Raw genomic sequence first — 14,866 nt, 5'->3', positions numbered from 1 at the left:
GGTCACGCGCGGCCGGGGCGAGTTCGTCGTCACCGACACCGGGATGGGCACCGAGATCGGCCACATCGCCGACATGCTCGCCAACACCGAGACCAGCAAGACGCCGCTCCAGAAACAGCTGGACGCGCTGTCGAAGATCATCGCCACGATCGCCGCCATCGCGCTGGTGGCCGTGGTCCTGCTCGGGTTGGCCCGAGGGGAGTCCTTCGACACGTTGTTCGTCACCGGTGTGGCGTTGGCCGTGGCCGCGATCCCGACCGGCCTCCCGGCGGTCGTGACGGCGCTGCTGTCGATGGGCACGCGGGACATCGCGCGACGTAACGCGATCGTGAAGCGACTTCCCGCCGTGGAGACGCTGGGCTCGACGTCCGCGATCTGCTCGGACAAGACCGGAACGCTGACCCTCAACAAGATGACCGCTCGGGAGCTGGTCATCCCCGGACACAACCGCTACACCGTCTCGGGCGAGGGCTACAGCACTGCCGGAGAGATCAGCCATGTGGGCGGGCAGAACCACGACCTCGATCCATACCTGCTGCCGATGGTGCTGTGTGCCGACGCCGTGCTCGACGGGGAGAGCCTGATCGGCGACCCCACCGAGGGTGCGCTCATCGTGCTGGGGGCCAAGGGCGGCCTCCACATCGAGGAGACCCGCGCGGCGTTGCCCCGGGTCGGGGAGGTCCCGTTCGACTCCGACTACAAGTTCATGGCGACGTTCCACGAGATGACCGGTGACGACGGACGGCCGGTCGTGCGGTGCTATGTCAAGGGGGCCCCAGACGTCCTGATCGCCCGTGCCAGCACGTTCCGCAACCCCGACGGCACGGTGGTGCCGATCACCGACGACAACCGGCACCTCGCCCTCGAGGCCAACGATGCGATCGCCAACGCCGGCGAGCGGGTCATGGTGGTGGCTCAGCGCGACTTCGACCCCGCCGTGTTCGATCCCGGGGGCGATCTCCTCGGAACAGTGGAGGAACTGACACTGCTGGCGATGGTCGGCATCGTCGACCCGCCGCGACCCGAGGCGAAGACCGCGATCGCCGAGTGCCGCGAGGCGGGGATCCGCGTGCGCATGATCACCGGTGACCACGCCACCACCGCCGCCGCGATCGCCTCCGAGCTCGGGATCGAGGGACGCGCCATCACCGGCAACGAGTTCGCGGCGATGAGCGACGAACTACTGCGCACGGAGATCGACCAGATCGGCGTCGTCGCGCGGGTGGCGCCGGAGGACAAGGTCCGCCTGGTCCGGCTGCTCAAGGAGAAGGGCAACGTGGTCGCGATGACCGGGGACGGCGTGAACGACGCACCGGCCTTGAAGTCAGCCGACATCGGCGTGGCCATGGGGATCACCGGCACTGAGGTCTCCAAGGAGGCCGCGGTGATGATCCTCACCGACGACAACTTCGCGACGATCGTCGGCGCCGTCTCCTACGGACGCACCCTCTACGACAACCTGCTGAAGTACCTCCGGTTCCAGATGTCCACGCTGGTCGCCTACATCGCGGTCTTCCTCGGCGCCGGCATCATCGGTATCGCGAACGGTACGCCGCTCAACCCGCTCCAGATCCTCTGGCTGAACATGGTGGTTGACATCCCGCTCGCGATCGCACTCGGCTTCGACCTGGCCGGAAGGGGTGTGATGTCACGTCCACCGCGGCCGCTCGGCGCTCCAGTGCTGTCGGTCCGCGACTGGGTACGGCTCTGTGTACAGGGGGCGGTGATGACCACGGGCGCGCTGGCGGCCTACCAGATCGGCGACCGCGCAGGCGGGGCCGTCCTGGGCGCGACGATGCTGCTGACCACGCTGTCGCTCTTCCACCTTGCCGCGGCCTTGCTGTGCCGCGACCAGCACAACACGATCTTCACCCGCGAAGCGGTGCCGGGCACCATGCAGCTGAGGCGGTACGGCATCTCGCTCGCGGCCATCTTCCTGGTCACCACGCTGGACTTCATGAACCGGATCTTCGGCACCACGGCGCTGAGCTTCAACCAGTGGTGCATCGCCGTGGGCATCGCCGCGTCGCTCGTGGTGGTCGAGGAGCTCATCAAACTGGTCCTCCGCCACCGCGGGGCGCCCGGCCCCGCAGTGCGCCAGACCCAGTCCCAGTCTGCCGTCCCTTCCGTCGCCTGAGCAAAGGATCACACGATGTCGTTCAACCTCCGCCACCGGAGCTTCCTCAAGGAGCTCGACTTCACTTCGGAGGAGCTGAAGTTCCTGCTCAGGCTCTCGGCCGACCTCAAGTCCGCGAAGTACGCCGGCTTCGAGAAGCCCCGCTTGTCCGACAAGGACATCGCCCTGATCTTCGAGAAGACGTCGACGCGGACACGCACCGCGTTCGAGGTTGCTGCGAAGGACCAGGGCGCTCACGTCACGTACCTCGAGCCGGGTGGCTCGCAGATCGGCCACAAGGAGTCGATGAAGGACACCGCGCGGGTCCTCGGTCGGACGTTCGACGGGATCGAGTACCGCGGTTTTTCGCAGGCGACGGTTGAGACGTTGGGTGAGTACGCCGGCGTGCCGGTCTGGAACGGGCTCACCGACGAGTTTCACCCGACCCAGATCCTCGCCGACGTGCTGACGATGACCGAGCACAGCGACAAGCATCTCGGCGAGATCGCCTTCTGCTACCTCGGGGACGCCCGCAACAACATGGGCAACTCGCTGATGGTCGGGGGCTGCAAGTACGGGATGGACGTCCGGCTGTGCGCTCCCCAGGACCTGTGGCCGCACGACGATCTGGTCGAGACCTGCCGGGGGATCGCGAAGGAGACCGGGGCCCGGCTGACGCTCACGGAGGACGTCGACGAGGGCGTGGCCGGGGTCGACTACCTGTACACCGACGTCTGGGTGTCGATGGGTGAGGACAAGAGCGTCTGGGAGGAGCGGATCAAGCTCCTCACGCCGTACCAGGTGAACAAGGAGCTGGTGGCACGCACCGGGAACCCGAGGGTGAAGTTCATGCACTGCCTGCCGGCCTTCCACAACCGCGAGACGAAGGTGGGGGCGGAGATCTTCGAGCAGTATGGCATGGATGGACTCGAGGTCACCGACGACGTCTTCGAGTCCGAGCACTCGATCGTCTTCGACCAGGCCGAGAACCGCCTGCACACCATCAAGGCCGTCATGGTCGCCACGCTAGGAGACTGAGACATGGCCGAGGACGGGAACCTCTTGCGCGTCGTGGTGGCCTTGGGCGGAAATGCTCTGCTCAGGCGCGGGGAGCCGATGACAGCCGACGTGCAGCGCGAGAACGTGCGCAGCGCGGCCCCGGCACTCGCGGCCATTGCGACGGAGCACGAGCTCGTGCTCTCGCACGGCAACGGCCCACAGGTGGGCCTCCTGGCCCTCCAGTCCGCCGCCTATGCGGACGTGGACCCCTATCCGCTGGACGTGCTCGGCGCGCAGACGGAGGGGATGATCGGCTACGTCCTCGAGCAGGAGCTGCGCAACGTCCTTCCTACCGACGAGCAGTTCGCGACCATCCTCACCATGGTCGAGGTTGACCCCGACGACCCGGCGTTCGCGAACCCCACCAAGTTCGTCGGGCCCGTCTACACCGAGGGGCAGGCGGAGAAGCTCGCGGAGGAGAAGGGTTGGCCCTTCCGGAGGGACGGCGAGTCGTGGCGGCGTGTCGTGCCCTCACCACTTCCGAAGCACATCTTCGAGATCGATCCGATCCGCCGGCTGCTCGACCGCGACGTCGTCGTCATCTGCGCTGGTGGCGGCGGAATCCCCACCTTGGTCTCGCGCGGCGACCGACCGATGCTCTCCGGGGTCGAGGCCGTCATCGACAAGGACCTGGCCAGTGAGCTGCTCGCCCGCGAGGTGGAAGCCGATGTGTTCGTGATGGCCACGGACGTGGACGGGGTCTACACCGACTGGGGCACCCCCGACCAGCGTCGGCTCGACCGGGCGACTCCCAAGGAGCTGCGGGAGCTGGGGCTGCCGGCGGGCTCCATGGGGCCGAAGGTCGAGGCCGCCGCCCACTTCGTCGAGGCGACGGGGAAGACGGCTGCGATCGGGGGACTCGACCAGATCGTGCAGATGGTCGAGGGCACCTCAGGAACCCAGGTGGTGGCCGGATGAGAAGCCAACGGGCGAGTGAGGGGAGATCGACATGACAGCATTCGGCGTCCACTCGGAGGTGGGCCAGCTCAGGAAGGTGATGGTCCATCGGCCCGAGCTCAGCCTGCAGCGGTTGACCCCCACGAACCACGACGGGCTGCTCTTCGACGACGTGCTGTGGGTGGAGCGGGCGCAGTACGAGCACGACAAGTTCGTGGCGAAGATGCGCGAGCGAGGCGTCGAGGTCTTCCTGCTCCGGGACCTGCTCGGGGAGGCCCTTGCGGCAAGCGACAAGGGTCGACGCAAGCTCGTCGAGCTGGCTGCCTCGGAGTTCACCGTCGGCATCTCGATGGTGGACGAGGTGCGGTCTGCGCTGTCCGCGCTGGCCCCGGAGAGGCTCGCCAAGCATCTGATCGGCGGCATGACCGTTGCTGAGTCGGGCCTCGACCTCGGCAAGCTACGGTCGCAGTCGGTCATTGCGGCCGCCGTCGACGACGAGAACCTGTTCGTGATGCCGCCGCTGCCGAACACGCTGTTCACACGAGACTCGTCGTGCTGGATCTACAACGGGGTGACGATCAACCCGATGTTCTGGCCGGCCCGGCGGCTCGAGGCCTACAACGTCGCCGCGATCTACCGCTACCACCCGATGTTCGCCGAAGCCGACTTCGACTTCTGGTATCCCCAGCTCGGCGACGACGACCGCTTCAACGCCATCGACTTCGGCCGGGCGTCGTTGGAGGGCGGCGACGTGCAGCCGATCGGCAACGGAACCGTACTCATCGGCATGAGCGAGCGATCCCAGGCCCGGATGATCGAGCAGGTGGCCAGGGCGTTGTTCGCCAAGGGCGCGGCCGAGCGGGTCGTGGCCGTGGTGATGACGAAGGACCGCGCCCACATGCACCTCGACACGGTGTTCACGATGCTCGATCGCGACGCGGTCACGGTCTACCCGCGGGTGATGGACAAGGTGCGGGCGATCAGCCTCCGCCCGGGCGTGAACGGCGCGGAGTTCCATGTCACCGAGGAGGAGGGGTTCCTGTCCACGGTCGCCGACGCCCTCGGCGTCTCCGACCTGCGGGTGATCGAGACCGGCGGTGACGCCTACCAGCAGGAGCGGGAGCAGTGGGACGACGGCAACAACGTGGTCGCCATGGAGCCGGGTGTCGTCGTGGCGTACGAGCGCAACACCTACACCATCGCGAAGATGCGCGAGGCCGGCATCGAGGTGATCACGATCGAGGGGTTCGAGCTGGGCAAGGGCCGCGGTGGCGGCCACTGCATGACGTGCCCCCTGCTGCGAGATCCGCTGTGAGAGAGGAGGGCCAATGAGCACCGCAGTCCGCTGGCTCATCGCCGCTCTGGCGATCCTTCTCGTGCTGGCCCTGCTTGTCTGGGCGCGCGGCACGGAGCACCAGCGCGGCGACGACGTCGGCGCGTTCGGGATCGCCCGGACCGTCGCCGGTTCCGTAGGCCGCCATGGCGCGTGACCGTCCTCGGGACCGGGTCCCGCGGCCCCCCAGTCTCCTCGACGCACTGCTCCCGATCGTCGTCCTGATCGGGCTGCTCGCGCTGACCATCGCGCTGTTCGCGGTGAGCGCCACGGACGGGCCGCTCCAGGTGGCGTTGCTGTTGAGCGCGGCGTTCGCGAGCCTCGTCGCGTTCAAGAACGGATACACGGTCGCCTCGGTCGCCGAGGCAGCCGTGGGCGGCGTGACGGCCGCGATGAGCGCGGTCTTCATCCTGCTCGCGGTCGGCTCCCTGATCGGCACCTGGAACATGGCCGGGACCATTCCGACCGTCGTCGACTACGGCATCAGCCTGGTCAGCCCGACCTGGTTCTACTTCACCGCCGCCGCCGTGTGCGCCCTCGTGGGGATGGTGACCGGCAGCTCGTGGACCACCGTGGGCACGCTGGGGGTCGCGTTCGTCGGCATGAGCAACGTCCTCGGCCTCAATGAGGCGATCGCCGCCGGTGCCGTGATCTGCGGCGCCTACTTCGGCGACAAGATGACGCCGCTGTCCGAAACCACGATCCTGGTGCCGCAGCTGGTCGGCGGAGGCCTCACGGTCGGGCAGCACGTGCGGAACATGATCGAAGGTTCCCCGGGCGGATGGCCCCTGGGAGGACGACGCCCCGATCTCCACGCTGTCGACCGTAACCGGAGGAGAGACCCATGACTGATCCGACCACGACGGCGCCGGTCGAGCCGCGGCGGGGTTTCAGCCTCCCGTCGGCATACACCATCCTGTTCGCGCTGATCGTCCTGATGGCGATCGCGACCTGGATCGTCCCCGCCGGCCTGTACGACCTCAACGAGGAGGGAAGCCCGATCCCGGGCACCTACCACTCGGTCGAGACGAACCCGGCACGAATCCTGGTCGACTCGCTCACCGCACCGATCAACGGTCTCTATGGCATCGAGGATTCCAAGGGGAACATCAACTACTACAACTCGGGCACGCTGTTCGGCGCGATCGACGTGGCCCTGTTCATCATCGTGATCGGGGGGTTCCTCGGCGTGACCATGCGGACCGGCGCGATCCAGGCCGGGATCGGCGGCCTGGTGACGCGCCTGGAGGGTCGGGAGCGGTGGATGATCCCGATCCTGATGACGGTCTTCGCGATCGGCGGCACGACGTACGGCATGGCCGAGGAGAGCCTGGCGTTCTACACGCTCGTCATCGCGGTGATGATTGCGGCCGGGTATGACGCCCTCACCGGCGCCGCGGTCGTGCTCTTGGGGTGCGGCATCGGCACATACGGTTCGACGATCAACCCGTTTGCCACCGGGATCGCGTCCGGTTTCGCCGGGGTCTCGATCAGCGACGGCCTGGTGTTGCGCCTGGTCCTCCTGGTCGTCGCCCTGGTGATTGGCATCTTCTTCGTGCTCCGGTACGCCGACCGGGTCAAGGCGGATCCTTCTCGCTCCGTCGTGGCGAACATGCGGGAGGAGAACGCCCGCCACTTCAGCGTCGGCACCGGCGAGGACAAGGCGGTCATGACCGGTCGCCACAAGGGGATCCTTCTGACGTTCGCCATGGCCTTCGTCCTGATGATGTACGGAGTCATCCCGTGGGAGGACCTCGGCATCGGCCTCCCCACACTGTGGTGGTGGTTCCCCGAGATGACCGCGTCCTTCATCCTCTTCAGCATCGTCATCGGCATCATCGGCCGGATGTCCGAGGAAGACCTCACGAGCTCGTTCGTCGCCGGCGCCCGCGACCTGCTCGGCGTCGCCCTCATCATCGGCATCGCGCGCGGCATCACCGTGATCATGAACAACGGCCAGATCACCGACACGGTCCTGAACTGGGCCGAGCAGGCCCTCGGCGACGTCGGCCAAGTCGGCTTCGCGACCGTGATGTTCCTGCTGTTCCTGCCGCTGTCGTTCCTGATCCCGTCCTCGTCGGGCCTCGCCACCGTCGCGATGCCGATCATGAGCCCGCTGGCGTCGTTCGCCAACGTCCCGCCGGAGCTGGTCGTCACGGCGTTCCAGAGCGCCTCGGGCATCATGAACCTCTTCATCCCGACCTCTGCGGTCGTCATGGGTGGGCTCGCGATCGCCAGGGTCCCGTACGGCGCCTACCTGAGATGGGTCTGGCCCATGCTGGCCATGCTCGCGGTGCTCAGCGTGGTCGGGCTGGCCGCGGGAGCACTGCTCACGTGAGCTTGCTCTGGAGAGATGTCCGGCCGTGACGACGAAAACCGACAATGCGCTTCATGCGTGAGGAGTGAACGATGACGACCTTCTCGGTGTGGAAGTTCGACGAACCGGGGGGCGCGGAGCACGCGGCCTCGCTCCTCGAGAGCGCCGAGGCTGACAGACTGGTCAAGATCGTCGACCACGCAGTCTTGTCCTGGCCCCCCGGCGCCGACAAGCCCGAGACTCACCACAAGCACGACGACCCCAAGCGCGGCGCAGCCTGGGGCGCGCTCTGGGGCATCCTCACCGGCGCGCTCTTCGCGGTGCCGCTCGTCGGCGCCGCCGCGGGCGTCGCGATCGGCGCGCTGGCCAAGGCGACGGACGGCACCGGAATCACCAAGGACGACCTGACTCGGATCCGCACCGAGGTCGTCCCTGGCACGTCGGCGCTGTTCCTGGTCACCGACGAGGGCAACCTGGACCGGCTGGGAGAGCGCCTCCGGGGCACCGACAAGACGTTGCTCACCACCAACTTCACCGAAGCCGAACGCGCCACGCTGATGGAAACCTTCGGCGGGACCTGACCATGCTCGCCCGATGACGTCACCGCGGAGCACCGGCCGCCGCGACCCCCTGGGACTGGTCACCGGCGGCGAGGGCATGATCACCGGTACCGTCGTGTCCGCCGCGGTGATCGCTTATGGCGGCAACACCATCGACTCCATCGCGAAGCTGACCGCCGCGATCCTCGGGACCGTCGCGGTCTACTGGCTGGCCCACCTGCACGCCGTAACGATCGGCAGCTCGCTGACGCACCGTCACCACCCGCTCAAGGCGATGCGGCGCGCCCTCGCCGAAACCTGGCCGATCGCCGGGGCGTCCGTGATGCCCGTGGTGGTCCTGCTGGTCAGCGCCCTGCTTGGCGCGGACCTGCGCACCGCGGCGTGGACCGCGCTGCTGGCGACCATCGCGCTGCTCACGGCGTACAGCTACCTGGCCGGCGCGCGTGGCGGCCTCGACACCTGGGGCCGGATCGCCAGCGCGGCCGCAGGGGCCGCGCTCGGCATCCTCGTCGCACTCCTCAAGGTCGCGCTGCACTGATCGACTGCGTCGGTAGTTCCCGCGACGCGCAGCGCGGTGCCGCTGAGCAGCGCGGTCTCCCCTGGCGCAATCCCCCGTTCCGGGTGAACCGTGACCCGCCTGTCGGTCATACCTTGGGTCATGACTGGACCATGGGCGGCGGCCGCGAACGTATCCGGATGACCCAGGAGCGGAGAATGATGGTCGAAGGCGAGGAGACCCCGGGGCGGCAGGACGTGAGCCAGACAAGGCGAACGCTGTCAGTGCGCCAGGCAGCGTTCATTGGCGTCGGCTCCATGGTCGGCGCCGGAATCTTCGCGCTGCTCGGCGCGGCGGGCGAGGTTGCCGGCTCGGCAGTCTGGATCTCGTTCCTCTTCGCGGGCGGTGTCGCCGCGCTGCAGGGCTACTCCTTCGCCAAGCTGGGTGCCCGATACCCGTCCGCCGGCGGGTTCCTCGAGTACGTCATCCGAGGGTGGGGCCAGGGGCACTTCACCGGCGTCATCGCCTGGATGCTCTTTGCCGTCAACGCGATCATCACCGCGATGGTCGCGGTCTCGTTCGGCAGCTACGCCAGCTCCGCAGTCGCCGACAACGACGACTGGATCATCGCGTTCGCCATCCTCATCGTGCTGGTGATGGCGGCTCTGAACGTTTTCGGGTCGCACGCGGTCGCCCGGGCCCAGACCGTCGTCGTCATCGTCGTCGTCGGGATCCTGACCATCTTCTCGGTCACGACGCTGGCCAACATGAACATCGACCTGCTGGCATTCTCGGGCTATCCGTCGGTGCGGCAGATCGTGTCCAGCGTGGCGCTGACCTTTTTCGCCTTCCTCGGCTTCGGTGTCATCACCTTCACCGCCAAGGATCTGGGCGACCCCAGTCACCAACTCCCCAAGGCTGTCTACCTCGCGCTGGGCATCGCCACGGTGGTGTACGTCGCCGTGGCGCTCGGAGTGTTCGGCACGCTGAGCGTCGATGAGGTCATCGACTCCGGCGGCACGGCGCTGGCTGTCGCTGCGGAGCCGGTGCTCGGCGCCGCCGGTTACTGGCTGATGACGGTCACAGCACTGTTCGCCACCGCGGGCGCGACCAACTCGGGGCTCTACCCGGCAGCCGGGCTTTGTGACGAGATGGCCGCCGTTGGGCAGTTCCCGCCCATGATGAGCCGACGGGTCGGTCAGCGTGCCCCGATGGGCATCGTCGCGACGGCGATCGCGGCGATCGTCCTCGCCGTCTTCTTCGACCTGAACGCGATCGCGTCCATCGGCAGTGCTGTCGCGCTGGTCGTGTTCACGCTGGTGACCTTCGGTCACTTCCGGATCCGGAACGAGACGGGCGCACGGGCGTGGCTGCTCATTCTGGCCGATGTCACGACGCTGGTGGTCCTCGCCGCCTTTGCCGCCACCACCCTGGTCGAGGAGCCGGCCACGGCCGTGGCGCTGGTGGTGATCCTGCTGATAAGTGTGGCGCTGGACCTGGCGTGGAAGCGTCGACGCGCATCGACGCCCTCAGCGACACACGGGCAAGCGGACACGTGATCGGTAGACAAACCGGGCCCTTCGTCGGAAAGGTCTGATGGCGCACCGTGTGATCTCAAGAGATCCCGGCTGCCCGGACCCGAAATGCGACACGGGTTCTCATCAACGGCGCGGTCCTGTCCGTGTAGTCCCGGCAACCACCTGACCACCTGCCTCAACGCTCACCCGATAGCGGAGGACTGCGTCGAACAGATAGCCATGGTCGTTGTCGGCAGCCCGCTCCGGCTGTCGACGACCGTCGCTGTCGGTGGCTCGAACCAGCACGTCGTGTCGTCCGGACGTACGGGGAATCCACCCGAACTCCCAGCCGACCCAGCACGACTTCCTGTTGTCACCGGTGAGGACGGCTTCGTCCCAGGTCTCACCACCGTCGGTGCTGACCTCGACGTATGCCACCGATGCCTCGCCGGACCAAGCTCGGCCGCGAAGCTGCGAGTATCGACCGACTTCGGGCTGGTCCACGGCGTCCAAGGTGCTCTTGACCGGCATACGCGTCAGCGGAGGCTCCGCACCGGTCCGGCCCTTGCCGCTCATCCGATACCACCGGGTGTTCCAAGGCGAGATCATCTCCGCGGTGCTGACCTGCAGCGAACCGAGCCACTTGATGCTGGCGATCCCGACCCAGCCGGGCACGACCAGGCGGGCCGGGTACCCGTGGTCGGCTGGCAGCTCGACACCGTTCATCTCCCAGGCGACCAGGACGTCGTCGAGCGCCTTGTCGATCGGCAGTGGACGACGGACTCGCCCATGGTCCACGCCGTCCTCCACGTACGGCTCGTCGAGACCGACACCCATCACCTGACAAACCGACCGCGCCAAACCGGTGTGCTGCAGCACCGTTCCCAGCGGCACACCGGTCCACCGGGCCAGCCCGACAGCTCCCGTCCCCCACTGGGTCCCTGGGCGCCGGATCCCCTGCTGCTCCGCGAAGTACCGGCGCCCGTTGCCGGTGCACTCCAGTGCGCACTCGAGCGTCGTGGCTCCGAGCTCCTTGAGCTCGTCGAGGGAGTAGGACGCCTCCCGGGTCACGCCGTCGCCGCCGACGAGCAGACGCCATGATGTTCCGTCGATCGGGGGTGGCCGGGTGTGGTTGCGAACGAAGAACCGCTCGTTCGGCGTCACGTATGGCACGTCATCGGCCCAAAGCGTCTCGACATCCGTGCCGTGCCGGACGAACCCGTCGCTCTGTGGGTTCACGGAATCGCGCAGCATGGTCATACCGACGCCGCAAGAGTGCCGAACGCACTGCGATGGAGGCGACTCATACGGACGCTCCTCGCCGACGTCGTACGAGAGCATCGACGGCGGGACGCGTCGACGCGAGCCAGTCGGCATACGCAGCGGGGTCGCCGTGCCGGTTGTCGATCACATAGAGTCCCCGGACCGTGGTGGCCCCGATCTCGGTGAGCACAGGACGCAGCATCAGCTCGGGCGCCAGTGTGTGCCCCCGACCCGCCCCGAGCATGAGCGGCACCGCAACCCCGGTGAGCCCGTCGGTTGCGAAGCGGTCGAGGAACAACTTGAGAAGGCCGCTGTAGCTGCCCTTGTACGTCGGACTTCCCACCACGACGAGGTCGGCCCGTCCGACTTCAGACACGAGCTCGGCCACGGTCGGGTCGTCCCAATCGAAGAGGGAGGCGCCGAGCGTGACCAGGTCGACGACCAGTCCAGGCTCCTGCCCGCTGAGCTCGCGGGCCATCCGCATGGCCGACGCCAGAGTCCGGGAGAACGGCTTCGGGTTTCCGACGACCACGGCCGTGCGTGCTGGCCGTCCGGCCGCCTTCGCGCCGATCATCCGGTCTGGCCCAGAGCGGTGACCACGCCCGGAAGGCTGCGACGTTTGGTGCGCTTCATCACGTGTCCCCCAAGTCGACTATGTCTACTGACTTAATACGGATAGTAGGACACAGTCCGCCACTATCAAAGAATTGGGGTCCGCCTTCCGGGACGAAGCGTGGGGTAACGACAACTCGCGCGTTGGGTCCACTCGCGCGTTCGGTCAATCTGCCGTCGCCGCACTCTGCGGTGCGCAGTTCAGCCGTCGGATCGTTCCTTGACGGCTGCGCGGATCGTCGAGGCGGAGACGCCCGCCTCGGCGCTGATCTCGTCGTACGACATGCCTGCCTCGACCGCGGCGACGAGGGCGTCAGACCAGGCCCTCCGAACATCTGCCAGCCCGGAGTCGTAGGCCTCACGGGCCGCGCGAAGCCGCGCGGGCACGGTCTCGTCGTACTCGGGGCGGTGGCGGAACGGCACGCTGTCACGATAGCGGCGCGCTGAGCCCCTTTTTTGAGACGAAGGGCGACGTCGCGGCCCGGAGGAGGGCGCCGTAGCCGACACCGAACGGGAGCTCGTCGCCGACGGAGATCTCGTGGTCACCGAGGTCGAGCACGAGGTGGTCGCTGCTCATCCCCAGGATCGTGATGCCCGGCGGCGGAGTGAGGCCGTCGGGATCGGTGTCCTGGCGCCCGAGGGCGACGATGGCCTGCCGGACGAGCTCGCCGTTGCGGCGGGTCGGAGGGGTTCCGAAGGCCGCCTGGGCGGTGTCACCCCAAGGCAACGCGGGCTTGGTCTTCACCTCGATCACCTCGGCGACCAGGGTGAACGCGTCGGTGCGGAGACCGTCGAGCGCGCGCCGATGCAGCGGTTCGTTACCGAGCAGGATGGCCTCGCCGAGACGCAGGTTGTTGATGCGTCCCGAGTCGGCGGTGCTCAGCGCCCAGTCGAGGTTCGCGGAGTTGCCGCCCGAGACGATCGACAGTCCCCGGTCGCAGCCGGACTCCACCTTCTCGACGAGACGTGACAGCTCGTCCATCTTGACCTGGTCCGGCGCGACGCCGCTCTGGCACGCCAGGTTGGTTCCCAGACCAGCGAGCTCGACTCCGGGGGTCTTGACGACGCGGCGGCACAGGTCGAAGACGTCAACCACGGGCACGCCCTCGCGCAGGTCACCCAGCTCGACCATCACCACGACGGCGTGCGTCGTGCCCTGGTCGAGCGCGGCGGCAGCCAGGCTGTCGATGACCACTGCCTCGGTGTTCAGGCTGATGTCGGCGTCACGCACCACCAGGTGGGCCTGACTCACCATCGGAGAACGGATCAAGGTGGTGCAGGTCGGGATGCCGCCGGCCCCGAGCCGGGCCAGGTTCTCGATCCGCGAGTCACCCAGCCCGGTGGCGCCGCCACGCAGCATCGCGGCGCCGACTCCGGGCGAGCCCAGCGAGGCTTTCGTGATGCCGGTGACGGCTATGCCCAGGGGCTCCAGCTGTGCGACGAGGGTGCGGGTGTTGTGCGCTATGGCCTCGAGATCGATCTCGAGACGCGGCGCCGTCATCGGCGCGCGGAAGCGCGCGCTGCCAATGCTGGGAATGCGGTCAGCGCCATGTCGACGAGCCGGTCGATGGGACGCGTCAGCGGATCGGTGGCGGGCAGGCCGAGATCGCGCTCCAGCCCGGCGATCGCCGAACCGACCTCGTCGTCGGTGAGGTTCTCGTGGTTGACGGTGATGCCGATGACCCTGGTGTCGATGAACGCCTCGATCAGCTTCACTTCGCTGGCCGCGGTCGGCATGGCGACCATCGGGAAGTCGCCGAGCATCACGCGTCCGGGGGCGTGCTGCACGATGACACCGGCTGGCCGGCTGCCGCGGAGGATGTGGGCCGACGTCATGTAGGCCGGGTGGCTCAGCGCGCCCTGACCCTCGACGATGATGACGTCCGGGTCCTCGCCCTCGAAGGCGGCCACGACCTGGTTCTCGACCTCGCCGGAGCAGAACTGCGGGACGAGCGCGTCGAGAGCCACGCCGTACTTGCCGCCCTGGATGAGGGTCGTCTGGCCGGTGCCGACCATGACGGCCTTGACGCCGCGGTCGTTCAGCGCCTGGACGAGCAGGGTTGCCGTGGTCCGCTTGCCGATGGCGCCGTCGGTGCCCAGGACCGCGATGCGCGGGCAGGTGACGTCGAAGATCCGGCCCGAGAAGAGGTGCAGGTCGCGCTTCTCCTTGGGACGTCGGACGTCGGTGATCGTCACGCCGGCCAGCAGGCTCGCGGCCACGAACTCGGGGTCGTCGTTCAGGAACTCGTGCAGGCCGTTGATGATGTGCATGCCGCGGGCGATCCCGTCGAGCAGCACCTCTCGCTGTGCCGCCGACAGTAGTCCGTCGGCCGGCGCCACACCGCAGATGAGGTAGTCGGGTACGCCGCCGGCGTGCGCGATGGCATCGGCCAGATTCGCCAGCACGGGGATGCCGTTGGCGGTGCCGTCGAGGAACTCCCCGGCGTCAGCTCCGACCTGCCGGCTGTCGATGACGCTGAGGATCGAGTACTTCTCCGAGTGACGCACCAAGCCGTTGGCCGTCTTGCCGTCCTGTTCGCCGAACTGGCCTTCGCAGTAGACGACGGCCGACGTGCCGACTGGCTTCGAGACGGTCTGGTCGAAGGTCGGCTGGTGGGTCTGGGCAGGCCGGGGCGCGTCGGGAAGCAGGGCGGTCATGGGTCTCCTCTGAAGGACGTTCAGAGGAGGCGAAAGGA

15 protein-coding genes are annotated in these 14,866 nt (G+C 67.8%); 10 read left to right on the top strand and 5 right to left on the bottom strand.

Annotated elements, in window-relative coordinates; all coding sequences use genetic code 11:
- The 10 genes from ACRDPN_RS07760 to ACRDPN_RS07715 form a co-directional block, all read left to right on the top strand.
- Nucleotides 1–2,137, top strand: a 2,137-nt coding sequence (locus ACRDPN_RS07760) for a cation-translocating P-type ATPase (protein WP_431446819.1), incomplete at its 5' end; no start/stop codon positions are given.
- Nucleotides 2,138–2,152: 15 nt separating this feature from the next.
- Complete coding sequence (gene argF / locus ACRDPN_RS07755) at nt 2,153–3,154, top strand: ornithine carbamoyltransferase (protein WP_431446818.1); 1,002 nt, start codon at nt 2,153–2,155, stop codon at nt 3,152–3,154.
- A 24-nt stretch (nt 3,155–3,178) separates the two neighbouring features.
- Nucleotides 3,179–4,093 carry a carbamate kinase gene (gene arcC, locus ACRDPN_RS07750; protein WP_431446820.1) on the top strand — a complete coding sequence of 305 codons (915 nt, stop codon included), beginning with the start codon at nt 3,179–3,181 and terminating at the stop codon, nt 4,091–4,093.
- 31 nt (nt 4,094–4,124) lie between these two features.
- Nucleotides 4,125–5,387, top strand: coding sequence for an arginine deiminase (locus tag ACRDPN_RS07745; RefSeq protein WP_431446816.1), 1,263 nt, complete (start codon nt 4,125–4,127; stop codon nt 5,385–5,387).
- A 13-nt stretch (nt 5,388–5,400) separates the two neighbouring features.
- The gene (locus ACRDPN_RS07740; protein ID WP_431446815.1) at nt 5,401–5,562 is read left to right on the top strand and encodes a hypothetical protein; all 162 of its coding nucleotides are present in this window, start codon (nt 5,401–5,403) and stop codon (nt 5,560–5,562) included.
- The gene (locus ACRDPN_RS07735) at nt 5,552–6,253 is read left to right on the top strand and encodes a Na+/H+ antiporter NhaC family protein (RefSeq protein WP_431446814.1); all 702 of its coding nucleotides are present in this window, start codon (nt 5,552–5,554) and stop codon (nt 6,251–6,253) included. The genes ACRDPN_RS07740 and ACRDPN_RS07735 overlap by 11 nt, the downstream gene beginning before the upstream one ends.
- Nucleotides 6,250–7,743: a YfcC family protein gene (locus ACRDPN_RS07730; protein WP_431446812.1), complete on the top strand. Its 1,494-nt coding sequence runs from the start codon at nt 6,250–6,252 to the stop codon at nt 7,741–7,743. The genes ACRDPN_RS07735 and ACRDPN_RS07730 overlap by 4 nt, the downstream gene beginning before the upstream one ends.
- A gap of 71 nt (nt 7,744–7,814) precedes the next feature.
- Nucleotides 7,815–8,303 (top strand): DUF1269 domain-containing protein, encoded by a 489-nt coding sequence (locus ACRDPN_RS07725; RefSeq protein WP_431446811.1) that lies wholly within the window; start codon nt 7,815–7,817, stop codon nt 8,301–8,303.
- Between the two features lie 13 nt (nt 8,304–8,316).
- A complete protein-coding gene (locus ACRDPN_RS07720; protein ID WP_431446810.1) occupies nt 8,317–8,820 on the top strand; it encodes a hypothetical protein in 504 nt (167 codons plus the stop codon).
- A 176-nt stretch (nt 8,821–8,996) separates the two neighbouring features.
- The gene (locus tag ACRDPN_RS07715) at nt 8,997–10,337 is read left to right on the top strand and encodes an APC family permease (protein WP_431446809.1); all 1,341 of its coding nucleotides are present in this window, start codon (nt 8,997–8,999) and stop codon (nt 10,335–10,337) included.
- 102 nt (nt 10,338–10,439) lie between these two features.
- Here ACRDPN_RS07715 and ACRDPN_RS07710 read toward each other — a convergent pair whose 3' ends face one another.
- The 5 genes from ACRDPN_RS07710 to ACRDPN_RS07690 all read right to left on the bottom strand — a co-directional run bounded on the left by ACRDPN_RS07710 (nt 10,440) and on the right by ACRDPN_RS07690 (nt 14,828).
- Nucleotides 10,440–11,534 carry a sulfite oxidase gene (locus ACRDPN_RS07710; protein WP_431446808.1) on the bottom strand — a complete coding sequence of 365 codons (1,095 nt, stop codon included), beginning with the start codon at nt 11,532–11,534 and terminating at the stop codon, nt 10,440–10,442.
- Between the two features lie 64 nt (nt 11,535–11,598).
- Nucleotides 11,599–12,132, bottom strand: a complete 534-nt coding sequence (locus tag ACRDPN_RS07705) for an NADPH-dependent FMN reductase (RefSeq protein ID WP_431446807.1) — start codon at nt 12,130–12,132, stop codon at nt 11,599–11,601.
- Nucleotides 12,133–12,371: 239 nt separating this feature from the next.
- Entirely contained in the window at nt 12,372–12,593 is a 222-nt protein-coding gene (locus ACRDPN_RS07700; RefSeq protein WP_431446806.1) for a hypothetical protein, read from the bottom strand.
- Between the two features lie 4 nt (nt 12,594–12,597).
- Nucleotides 12,598–13,671 (bottom strand): alanine/ornithine racemase family PLP-dependent enzyme, encoded by a 1,074-nt coding sequence (locus ACRDPN_RS07695; RefSeq protein WP_431446805.1) that lies wholly within the window; start codon nt 13,669–13,671, stop codon nt 12,598–12,600.
- On the bottom strand, nt 13,668–14,828 hold the full coding sequence (locus tag ACRDPN_RS07690) for a DUF1611 domain-containing protein (protein ID WP_431446803.1): 1,161 nt from the start codon (nt 14,826–14,828) through the stop codon (nt 13,668–13,670). The genes ACRDPN_RS07695 and ACRDPN_RS07690 overlap by 4 nt, the downstream gene beginning before the upstream one ends.
- Between the last annotated feature and the right edge of the window lie 38 nt (nt 14,829–14,866).

Origin of the sequence: Aeromicrobium sp., assembly GCF_050700635.1 — a bacterium.
In the GTDB taxonomy this organism is placed as follows: Bacteria; Actinomycetota; Actinomycetes; order Propionibacteriales; family Nocardioidaceae; genus Aeromicrobium.
The sequence above is the reverse complement of the archived record's forward strand: the minus strand, read 5'-3'. Positions and strand labels throughout refer to the sequence as shown.

Excerpts from the sequence above, each read along its gene's own strand:
- ACRDPN_RS07705 (WP_431446807.1), bottom strand. The coding sequence starts at position 12,132 with ATGATCGGCGCGAAGGCGGCCGGACGGCCAGCACGCACGGCCGTGGTC.
- ACRDPN_RS07735 (WP_431446814.1), top strand. The coding sequence starts at position 5,552 with ATGGCGCGTGACCGTCCTCGGGACCGGGTCCCGCGGCCCCCCAGTCTC.
- ACRDPN_RS07690 (WP_431446803.1), bottom strand. The coding sequence starts at position 14,828 with ATGACCGCCCTGCTTCCCGACGCGCCCCGGCCTGCCCAGACCCACCAG.
- ACRDPN_RS07720 (WP_431446810.1), top strand. The coding sequence starts at position 8,317 with ATGACGTCACCGCGGAGCACCGGCCGCCGCGACCCCCTGGGACTGGTC.
- argF (WP_431446818.1), top strand. The coding sequence starts at position 2,153 with ATGTCGTTCAACCTCCGCCACCGGAGCTTCCTCAAGGAGCTCGACTTC.
- ACRDPN_RS07730 (WP_431446812.1), top strand. The coding sequence starts at position 6,250 with ATGACTGATCCGACCACGACGGCGCCGGTCGAGCCGCGGCGGGGTTTC.
- ACRDPN_RS07725 (WP_431446811.1), top strand. The coding sequence starts at position 7,815 with ATGACGACCTTCTCGGTGTGGAAGTTCGACGAACCGGGGGGCGCGGAG.
- ACRDPN_RS07740 (WP_431446815.1), top strand. The coding sequence starts at position 5,401 with ATGAGCACCGCAGTCCGCTGGCTCATCGCCGCTCTGGCGATCCTTCTC.
- ACRDPN_RS07745 (WP_431446816.1), top strand. The coding sequence starts at position 4,125 with ATGACAGCATTCGGCGTCCACTCGGAGGTGGGCCAGCTCAGGAAGGTG.
- ACRDPN_RS07715 (WP_431446809.1), top strand. The coding sequence starts at position 8,997 with ATGATGGTCGAAGGCGAGGAGACCCCGGGGCGGCAGGACGTGAGCCAG.
- ACRDPN_RS07695 (WP_431446805.1), bottom strand. The coding sequence starts at position 13,671 with ATGACGGCGCCGCGTCTCGAGATCGATCTCGAGGCCATAGCGCACAAC.